Source organism: Mesorhizobium sp. M1338, assembly GCF_040318045.1.
Lineage (GTDB): Bacteria > Pseudomonadota > Alphaproteobacteria > Rhizobiales > Rhizobiaceae > Mesorhizobium.
In genome coordinates this window covers 1-9,194 of the sequence record NZ_JAMYLL010000094.1, presented here as the reverse complement: position 1 = coordinate 9,194, position 9,194 = coordinate 1, and the positions used below count along the sequence as shown (strand labels likewise).

The 9,194-nt window shown below is 61.1% G+C and carries 5 protein-coding genes and 5 pseudogenes; 8 read left to right on the top strand and 2 right to left on the bottom strand.

Annotation, left to right across the window (positions count from 1 at the left end):
• Nucleotides 1-146: 146 nt before the first annotated feature.
• A pseudogene (locus tag NKH19_RS32515) lies at nucleotides 147-433 on the top strand (ATP-binding protein); the annotation flags it as partial.
• On the opposite strand, the gene NKH19_RS32510 reads toward NKH19_RS32515, so the two are convergent.
• Nucleotides 391-591 (bottom strand): hypothetical protein, encoded by a 201-nt coding sequence (locus NKH19_RS32510; protein WP_352983787.1) that lies wholly within the window; start codon nucleotides 589-591, stop codon nucleotides 391-393. The pseudogene NKH19_RS32515 and the gene NKH19_RS32510 sit on opposite strands and share 43 nt — an antisense overlap.
• 568 nt (nucleotides 592-1,159) lie before the next feature.
• Between NKH19_RS32510 and NKH19_RS32505 the strand changes: the two genes are divergently transcribed.
• From NKH19_RS32505 to NKH19_RS32470, 7 genes and pseudogenes are all read left to right on the top strand, one after another.
• Complete coding sequence (locus NKH19_RS32505) at nucleotides 1,160-2,020, top strand: site-specific integrase (protein ID WP_352487742.1); 861 nt, start codon at nucleotides 1,160-1,162, stop codon at nucleotides 2,018-2,020.
• Nucleotides 2,021-2,030: 10 nt separating this feature from the next.
• Nucleotides 2,031-2,960: pseudogene (locus NKH19_RS32500) on the top strand (IS91 family transposase); the annotation flags it as partial.
• 75 nt (nucleotides 2,961-3,035) lie between these two features.
• Entirely contained in the window at nucleotides 3,036-4,196 is a 1,161-nt protein-coding gene (locus NKH19_RS32495) for an IS110 family RNA-guided transposase (RefSeq protein WP_352983784.1), read from the top strand.
• A gap of 299 nt (nucleotides 4,197-4,495) precedes the next feature.
• Nucleotides 4,496-4,777, top strand: a pseudogene (locus NKH19_RS33720) (transposase); the annotation flags it as partial.
• Between the two features lie 390 nt (nucleotides 4,778-5,167).
• Nucleotides 5,168-5,350 carry a helix-turn-helix domain-containing protein gene (locus NKH19_RS32485; protein ID WP_352983782.1) on the top strand — a complete coding sequence of 61 codons (183 nt, stop codon included), beginning with the start codon at nucleotides 5,168-5,170 and terminating at the stop codon, nucleotides 5,348-5,350.
• Nucleotides 5,351-6,143: 793 nt separating this feature from the next.
• A pseudogene (gene ltrA / locus NKH19_RS32475) lies at nucleotides 6,144-7,401 on the top strand (group II intron reverse transcriptase/maturase).
• An 89-nt stretch (nucleotides 7,402-7,490) separates the two neighbouring features.
• Nucleotides 7,491-7,714: pseudogene (locus tag NKH19_RS32470) on the top strand (transposase); the annotation flags it as partial.
• 264 nt (nucleotides 7,715-7,978) lie between these two features.
• On the opposite strand, the gene NKH19_RS32465 reads toward NKH19_RS32470, so the two are convergent.
• Entirely contained in the window at nucleotides 7,979-9,004 is a 1,026-nt protein-coding gene (locus NKH19_RS32465; protein WP_352983779.1) for an IS110 family RNA-guided transposase, read from the bottom strand.
• Nucleotides 9,005-9,194 lie beyond the last annotated feature (190 nt).

Below are 9,194 nucleotides of genomic sequence, written 5' to 3'. Positions count from 1 at the left end.
CGGTTGTCGCCCGACATAGGCCGGCTCACCGCAATAACGCTGACGGCCTGTGACGAAAATCTCCCCGCCCGAACGTGGATGAAAGGCGTAACGGACAATCTTCTTTGCCTCGCCATCCTGATAACGGGCATTATGAGCCCAGTCCGCCGGGCACCGGGAAATCTCATATCGCCAAGGCGATTGCCTATCAGGCGATCCTGCACAGCCACAAGGTTCAGTATCTCGAGACCGATGACTTCTTCCACCGCCACGCTCTGAACGCCCCCGCGCAACGCGAGGCCCGGATGCGAACTATCATCGACTGCGATCTCCTCGTGCTGGACAAACTGTTCCTCGCACGCGCCATCCCGACGACGCCGGCGCATGGCTGCAGACTCTGATCCATCAGCGCTACAAACTGCGCCGCAGCGTCATCGCCACCTCCAATCGGGTCGCACCTCCCAGGATGAGCAAAGTGACGCCAGGCTTCTTGAGCTCGACCGCAAGATCGGCCCAGTTCGGCTCCGTGCGTCGCCGTGTCCCCTGCTGCTTGACGCCGTTGCGGCTGAAAAGCTTGTTCTCGAGCGCATCGTCGGTCAGTTCGCCCGGCAACGGCCAGGTCAATCCAACGGCTGCCGCACGGTGCAGGTTATCCTGCACCGTGCTGCGCGCTATCCCCAAAATGACTGTTATCTCGCGGGGGGCTCGTCCCGCTTCCGGCAAGTCGAAGCATTTGTCTCAATTGTCTCATCGTCAGCCTTCTCTTCGCCGGCATCAAATCTCCCCGTTTACCGCGGGGCACTTGATGCCAAAGTTGCTGACCCAGGAGGTAATCTTCAGTGCCCAAAAATTGGTCGGTTTTTGATTGGAATGCTGGCCGACTTCAAATCGGAACGGTGGCCGGTCTTTGATCGGAATGGCGGCCGGCTTCGCGTCGGAATCCGCAATTCCGGCCCGCAGCTTCGCTCAATCCGGCTTCAATGAGGTCCGCCCCAAAGCCGGGGCCGGCACTCGATCACGCGCCCCGCGGACCTCATAGAACCCTCCAGATTCACGCGATGGATTTTGTCTGATTGAACTAAACCGCTGCCGCGGTAGCTGATGCGCGGGTCTGGCCTGAGGAGGCCCCCGTCTGAGAAGATTTGGTGTCGAGCCAACCTTCCAGACAGGAGAACCCCAGATGGCCCAGATAAGCCCTCTGCGTCAGCGGATGATTGAAGATCTGACGATCCGCAATTTGTCACCGGAGACCCAGCGATCCTACGTGCATCACGTGGCGAAGTTCAGTCGATTTTTTGGACGATCACCCGATCAACTGGGATACGAAGAGGTGCGCGCCTATCAGGCCCACTTGGTGGGCCGAAGGGTCTCGTGGGGCGCGTTGAACCAGACCGTTTGCGCCTTGCGTTTCTTCTACGGCGTGACGCTGGGTCGATCTGATCTGCCTGAGCGGATCGCTTACGCCCGGACGCCGCGCAAGTTGCCGATCGTGCTGAGCGCCGATGAGGTGGTCGGCTTTCTGCAGGCCGTGAAGGGGACGAGGAACCGGGTCGCTCTGATGACCACCTATGCGGTGGGCTTACGCGCCGCGGAGGCGGCGCGTCTGCAGGTGACGGACATCGATAGCAGCCGGATGATCATTCGCATCGAGCAGGGCAAGGGCGGCAAGGACCGCTATGTGATGCTGTCGCCGCAGCTGCTGGAGATTTTGCGCGTCTATTGGCGGTTGACCAAGCCGGGGCGATGGCTATTTCCTCGGCGCGATGGCCGCGGCCCGATCCACCCACAGACCTTAGGGATCGCCTGTCGAGCAGCCTGCGAGTTCCTGGGCGTTGAGAAGCGGGTGACGGTGCACACCCTTCGCCACAGCTTCGCCACCCACCTTTTGGAAGCCGGCACGGACATAAGGATCATTCAGGTGCTGCTGGGCCATCGCAGCCTGGCGACGACGACACTATACGCCCAGGTCTCAACGGCTGTGATCGGCCGGACTGCCAGTCCTTTTGACCAACTCCGCATGGAGATCACGCCGCCCGGCTGAGCCGCGCGCCATGCGCCCGGATCTGGAAGTGGCGGATGTATTCCACCGTCACGGGGCTGATTATCGCCGCGACCATGCCGGCCATCTCGGGCGTGTCGAGCGCCGGGTTATGGCCGCGGTGGAGGCGTGCCGGACCGCGGCCCTGGGCGGTCACGCCGAACACTGCGCCGACTGCGGTCTCGTGCGGCAAGCCTATAACTCCTGCCGCAACCGTCACTGCCCCAAGTGCCAGGGCCTAGCCCGCGCCCAGTGGCTGGCCGAGCGGCAGGCTGAGCTGCTGCCGGTCCCATACTTCCACGTGGTCTTCACCGTCCCGGCCCAGATCGCTGAGATCGCCTTTCAGAACAAGGCGGCGGTCTATACGATCCTGTTCAAGGCCGCATCCGAAGCCTTGAGGGTGGCGGCGGCCGATCCCAGGCATCTGGGCGCCGAGATCGGCATGGTCGCCGTGCTTCATACTTGGGGTCAAAATCTCCACCATCATCCGCATGTCCACTGCGTCGTGCCGGGCGGCGGCCTGTCGCTCGAGCCTGCCACGGCGAAGGCCGGGGACCAGCGATGGATCGCCTGCCGGCCGGGATTTTTCCTGCCCGTGCGGGTTCTGTCGCGCCTGTTCAGGCGGCTATTCCTGGGGCGCCTGCAGGACGCCTTCGACGCCGGCCAGCTTCGCTTCTTCAGCGATCTCGCCAGCCTGGCCGACCCTGCCACTTTCTGCGCCCAACTGACTGGACTGAAGCGGATCGAATGGGTCGTCTACGTCAAGCCCCCGTTCGGCGGTCCCGAACAGGTCCTCGCCTATCTGGGCCGCTACACCCATCGCGTCGCCATCGCCAACAGCCGCCTCGTGAGCCTGGACCAGGGAAAGGTCAGCTTCCGCTGGAAGGACTATCGCCACCACGACAAGTCCAAGCACAAGCTCATGACCTTAAGCGCCGACGAGATCCCATGGGGAGTGAATAGCGACCACCGCTTCGGCAGAGTGTGATGTCGCCCACCAACCCTCAGGAGGTCCGCAATGCCAGTTGCAGCCAGCCGTAAAGAAGCTCCAGCCGCTATTCGAGTCGATCTTGCCGCAGTCTTCGTGTCGTTGGAACTCTCGAGATCGAAATGGCTAATCACGTCACTTTCGCCCGGGGCGGGCGAGAAGATGTCGAAGCATATCGTGGCGGGCAGCGATGTTCCGGCATTGCTGGCGCGTTTCGCTGAGCTGCAGCGCAAAGCCAAGGCGCGCACCGGTCGAAGCTTTCGGATGGTATCAGTTCAGGAGGCTGGTCTCGATGGGTTCTGGATTCACAGAATCCTCGAACGTGAAGGGATCGAGAGTTATGTCGTCGATCCCGCGTCGATTGCTACGTCTCGCCGCCGCCGGCGGGCGAAGACTGACAAGATCGACGGTGAGGCCCTGGTCCGAGCACTGTTGGCTTACAAACGCGGCGAGCCGCGGGTTTGTGCAATGCTTCGGGTCCCAACCCCGGAACAAGAAGACCGCCGCCGCTTGGTGCGTGAGCGTAAAGCGCTGACAAACGAGCGTGTCCGCCACGTCAACAGGGTAAAGGGCCTGTTGTTCGGTCAAGGTATCTCGGGATACGAACCGTTGCGGCGCGACCGGCGGAAGCGCTTGGACGACCTTGCGACCGGGGATGGTCGACCGCTGCCAGCGGCGCTGAAAGCCCAAATCAGCCGTGAACTCGATCGCATCGAACTGCTGATTGAGCAAATCAAACAGGTCGAGGCTGAGCGCGACCTTATGCTTGCCGCCGCGTCGGCATCGTCACCTGCCCCAGCGTTGTTACTTAACCTCCGAGGTGTTGGCCCGGAGTTCGGCGCCATTTTATGGTCAGAAGGGCTATCACGACAGTTCGATAACCGACGGCAGGTGGCCGCGTATGCTGGTCTCGCACCGACGCCATGGCAGAGCGGTCAGGTTGATCGCGATCAAGGCGTATCCAAGGCGGGCAACCCTCGACTGCGAACGACGCTTGTCCAACTGGCGTGGCTTTGGGTGCGCCATCAGCCAGATTCAGAGCATAGCCGCTGGTTCAAGGCGAGGGTAACGAAGAACGAAGGGCGCTACAAAAAATCGACGATTGTCGCTCTCGCCCGCAAGCTGTTTGTCGCCCTTTGGAAGTACATCAATGCCGGGGTTGTCATCGAAGGCGCAGTGATGTCGGCATGACCCAATTACATCACTGTAAATAATCTACCGAAGGACAAGTGTCCTGGTAGATCCGGGAGGCGAACCGAGGATGAATATGGCTCTCAAGCCGTCCGACGAGAATGGTGTCGCTGCCTTGAGCTCAAATCCGCCGCACGCGGGATGTTGGTCTAGCCGCTTCGGCCGCTAACCGTATATAAGTTGGATCGGGTTCGTTCGCGAACCGCGTCATGAAGCTGAGCTCATACCGGATCTGCAAAAATTGTATCAGGAGGTCGAAATGCAGCCATACTGACCGATCCCCTTGACTATCCCCATATAAGTTCATCCGGCGCTTCCTGCTGCACGCTCTTCCAGACGGATTCCATCGCATCCGCCATTACGGCCTCCTCGCCAACGGCCACCGCGTCGCCAAGCTCGCCCAGTGCCGTCTTCTTCTGGCGGCGCCCACGCCGCTGACGCCGGACCCGACCGCCGACTATCGCCAGCGTTACCGCTGTCTCACAGGGCGCTCCCTGAACATCTGTCCGGGCTGCGGCGGCGCCATGGCCTCGCTCGGCCCGATCCCGCGCAAGGCCCCGACCTGGCCAGACACCTCATGACACGCTGCGCGCCGACATGCTCGCACCGTCCATCCCGGCGTCTGCTACAGTCGCCGAAGGGCCTTTGCGCGCCGCTAGTCAAAGTCGCAGCCTGGCTGTCGCCAGCAACGCTGCACCTCAGCGTCAACGACCCAATGGCGCCGTCTCTCGCGTCGCAGATGGTCCTGCATCGCGACGACGGGCGACCGCCCAAGAGCGATCGGCGAGCCCGCTCCGGCGCCTCGGACACACTGTCGAGCCCTAAATCCCCATAGCCCCGCCCGCCATCCCGCGGTTCAGTTCAATCAGGCTTCAATGTAGTCGCGACCCGTGCGAGCCCGTACCATCGCGCCCGCGACCACACAGAACCCTCCAGATTCACTGCTCGCCGTGATTTGCGAGGAGGTGGTGATGGCAAGGAGCCTGAGCGCTGATCTGCGTCAGCGCGTGATTGCAGCGATCGAAGATGGACTGGAGACTCGGGAGGCGGCGCGGCGCTTCCGGATCGGGATTTCGACGGCCGGGAACCGGTATCGCCGCTATCGCGAGACCGGCGAGACACAAGCGCGCAAGCAGGGCCAGCCGTCGGATTAGAAGCTCGATGCCCATGAGGCCATCATTCTCGGCCTGATCGAGGAAGCGCCGGACATCACGCTTGCCGAGCGCGGCGTACGGGCAGCACCCTCGACGGTCTGGCTGTTCTTCGACCGGCGCGGCATCACGTTCAAAAAAGACGGCGCACGCGGCCGAACAGCAGCGCTCCGACGACTTGCGCCGCCGCAGAGCCTGGTTCGACGGCCAGCTCGATCTCGACCCCGAGGGACTGATCTTCATCGATGAGAGTGTGCTGCAGAGCAGCGGAAGGAGTTCAACATGAACTAAGACCCGTAGCGTAAAAGCTGCGTGAATGATGGGGGACGGCCCTCCGGGATCTTTCAGGAGCAGGTCTCAAACCAGTCCAACCTGCTGCGGTAAAGAGCCGTAGTGGTGAGCGTTGGATGAAAAGTTCAGACGAGATCCGAGCAGGTGGGTGTCCGAAAGACGAACGAAAGTGAACCCTTCGAAGACGCGTCGTTATGAACGTAAGTGTCGCCGAAACCAGGACCGTCTCGTCATCCTGGGACCAGTCCGCCGGGTGCCTGATGACAGGGCGGGCGGCGACCGGCATTGAGGGGGGCGTGAGTCGGACACAGGCATTCGCGCGGAACTGCAGGAACCAGGCTCCTGATGCAAAGGGAGAAGCTCAAGCGGGTCAAACCGCAAGGCGAGAGTACCGATGCAGGAGACTGGGGCGGACCGGCCCGTATGAGCGTTGAAGGCCTGTAATGGGGCCGGAGCAAAGGGGCCGGATCAGGTGGTCGTATTGTTTGGAACAACTGGAAACAGGATGACTTCGGAAGATACGACAGACAAGCCGTTTCGAATTGCGAAACGACAAGTGTACGAAGCTTACAAAGCGGTCAAAGCCAACCAGGGCGCAGCCGGGGTGGACGGGCAGACCCTGGAGATGTTCGAGAAGGACCTTGCAGGAAACCTCTACAAGGTCTGGAATCGGATGTCCTCAGGGACGTACTTCCCGCCGCCGGTTCGCGCTGTCTCCATTCCGAAGAAGAGTGGGGGCGAAAGGGTTTTGGGTGCGCCCACCGTCAGCGATCGGATCGCACAGATGGTGGTCAAGCAGATGATTGAGCCGGATTTGGATATCCTCTTTCTTCCAGACTCCTACGGCTACAGGCCGGGAAAATCGGCTCTGGATGCCGTTGGCGTCACGCGTCAGCGATGCTGGAAACATGACTGGGTTCTGAAATTCGACGTCAAAGGGCTGTTTGACAATCTTCCGCACGATCTCCTGCTGAAGGCGGTCAGGGAGGACGTCACATGAAAGTGGGCTCTGCTCTACATCGAAAGATGACTGGCGGCGCCGATGGAGAAGAACGGGGAAGTCGTCGAGCGCACACGCGGTACCCCGCAAGGGGGCGTTGTCAGCCCGATCTTGTCGAATCTCTTCATGCACTATGCATTTGATCTGTGGATGACCCGGACGCATCCTGACCTTCCATGGTGTCGATATGCGGGCAATGGTCTTGTGCATTGCCGGAACGAGCAGCAGGCAGAAGCCCTCAAGGCGGAGCTTGGTGCTCGACTGGCAGCATGCGGGCTTCAAATGCATCCGACAAAGACCAAGATCGTCTATTGCAAAGACCAAAGGCGCAGGGGGAATACCCCAATGTCGTGTTCGACTTCCTCGGGTATCAGTTCCGGCCGCGACGCGTGGCGAACACACAGCGAGATGAGTTCTTCTGTGGTTACACGCCTGCGGCCAGCCCAACGGCAATGAAGTCGATGCGGGCCACGATCAAAAGCTTGAACATCCCGCGGCAGACGCCGGGGACGCTGGCTAAAATCGCCTAACAGCTCAATCCACTCCTTCGCGGATGGATAGCCTATTAAGCCGCTACAGCCGTTCGGCCCTGTCCACTCTGGCTGATTACGTCAACCGGAAGCTCAGGGCGTGGATCATGCGTAAGTTCAAGCGCTTTCAGTCCCATAAGACGCGTGCCAGCCTCTTCGTGAGAAAGCTGGCGCGGGAAAATCCAGGACTGTTTGTGCACTGGAAGGCGTTCGGAACGAATACGTTTGCCTGATGGGAGCGGTGTGAATCGAGAGGTTCACGCACCGTTCTGCGAGAGGCCGGCAGGTGAAATCCCTCCGGCCTACTCATCCCGCCGCCTTGACGAAGATGGGGCGGATGCGCGGGCGGGCCAAGCGCGGCGAGCGGTGCCGAGCGGCCGTTCCTCATGGCCACTGGAAGACCACCACTTTCACCGCCGGCTTGCGGTTGAACGGATGGCCGCGCCGATGCTACTCGATGGTCCGATGAACGGTGCAGCCTTTCTCGCTTATGCGGAGCAGGTTTTCGCACCCGGGCTTCGCCCCAGCGACGTCGTAATCATGGACATGTGTGGACGCCCCCGTCAGCGCAAGAAGAATCTTATATGAAGAATGAGGAGCGTGGTCGGGTGCTGACATGTGTCCGGCCTCTGATGCGGCGTTCCACATGCCGCGGGCCCGTATGGGAGTTCGCGGAGCGGGTCCAATTCAATCTCGCGTGCTCAAGGCACGTATCCATGATCTGGTTTTCCCGATCCCGTCTCGTTGATCGTTGCGCCATACTCTCCGTTTGACCTTCTCACACTTTCGAGGCCTTCCGGCCGAGCGGAACTAACCCGCCACCGCCGGAGCCCGATAGGTTCCGCCTTTCGCCATCAATGCCCAGACGATGCGTGCCGTCTTGTTGGCAAGCGCGACGATCACCAACATGGGCGGCTTACGGTCCAGCATGCGCATGAGCCATGGGTCCGCAGATTTCCCCTTCCGCATCGCCCAGCGCACGGCAGCGCTGGCCCCTATAATGAGCAGGCGGCGCAGAGTTCGTTCGCCCATGCGGGACGTCTCGCCAAGCTTCTGCTTCCCGCCCGTGGAACGCTGCAACGGAGTGAGCCCCAGCCAGGCCGCAAAATCACGCCCCCTTTTGAAGGTCTGAGCCGACGGAGCCAGAGCGGCGAGAGCAGTCGCGGTGATCGATCCTATCCCCGGGATAGTCATCAGTCGTTTCGATTCCGCGTCCTCCCTGGCGCGCCGGGCGATCTCGCGGTCGAGCACAGCCACCCTCTCATCCAGCGAGCGCAACTGTTCCACGAACAGACACAGGATCGGACGGGCGGCCTCTGGGATGGCGGAGCCATGATCCTCGATCGCCGTTACAAGCTTGGCCACATGGAAAAGGCCCTGCGCGGCCACCAGCCCGAATTCGGCAAGATGGCCACGTATCGCATTGATGGTCTGGGTCCGCTGGCGCACCAGAAGATCGCGAGCGCGAAACACCATCGCCGCAGCCTGTTGTTCCTCACTCTTGGCTGCCACAAAACGCATCGTCGGCCGTTGCGCAGCTTCGCAGATCGCCTCCGCATCGGCGGCATCCTTCTTCTGCCTCTTCACGAAAGGCTTGACGTAGCCCGGAGCGATCAGCCGGACGTTATGTCCCAGCTTCGTGATCTCCCGCGCCCAGTAATGGCTGCTGCCGCAGGCCTCCATGGCAACCGTGCAAGCCGGCTGCGCATCAAAGAATTTAAGCATCTGATCGCGGCGAAGCTTCTTTCTAAACAGGATAGCTCCCGATGCATCTGCACCGTGCACCTGGAACACGTTCTTCGCTAGATCCAACCCGATCATGCTAACTTCCGACATGGACGCCTCCGTTCAAGTGATGATCAACGACATCACTTTGGCACAGCGATGCCGTCAGGGGGCGTCCACATGGGGTAATCGCGGGAGCGACGCGCCCTGGAACCAATCATAGCCTTGGAGGGTGGCTGTTCCCCGATAAGATGAAATACGGGCTCACGACTGGACGCCGGGCCCAGCATCAACGGAGAAC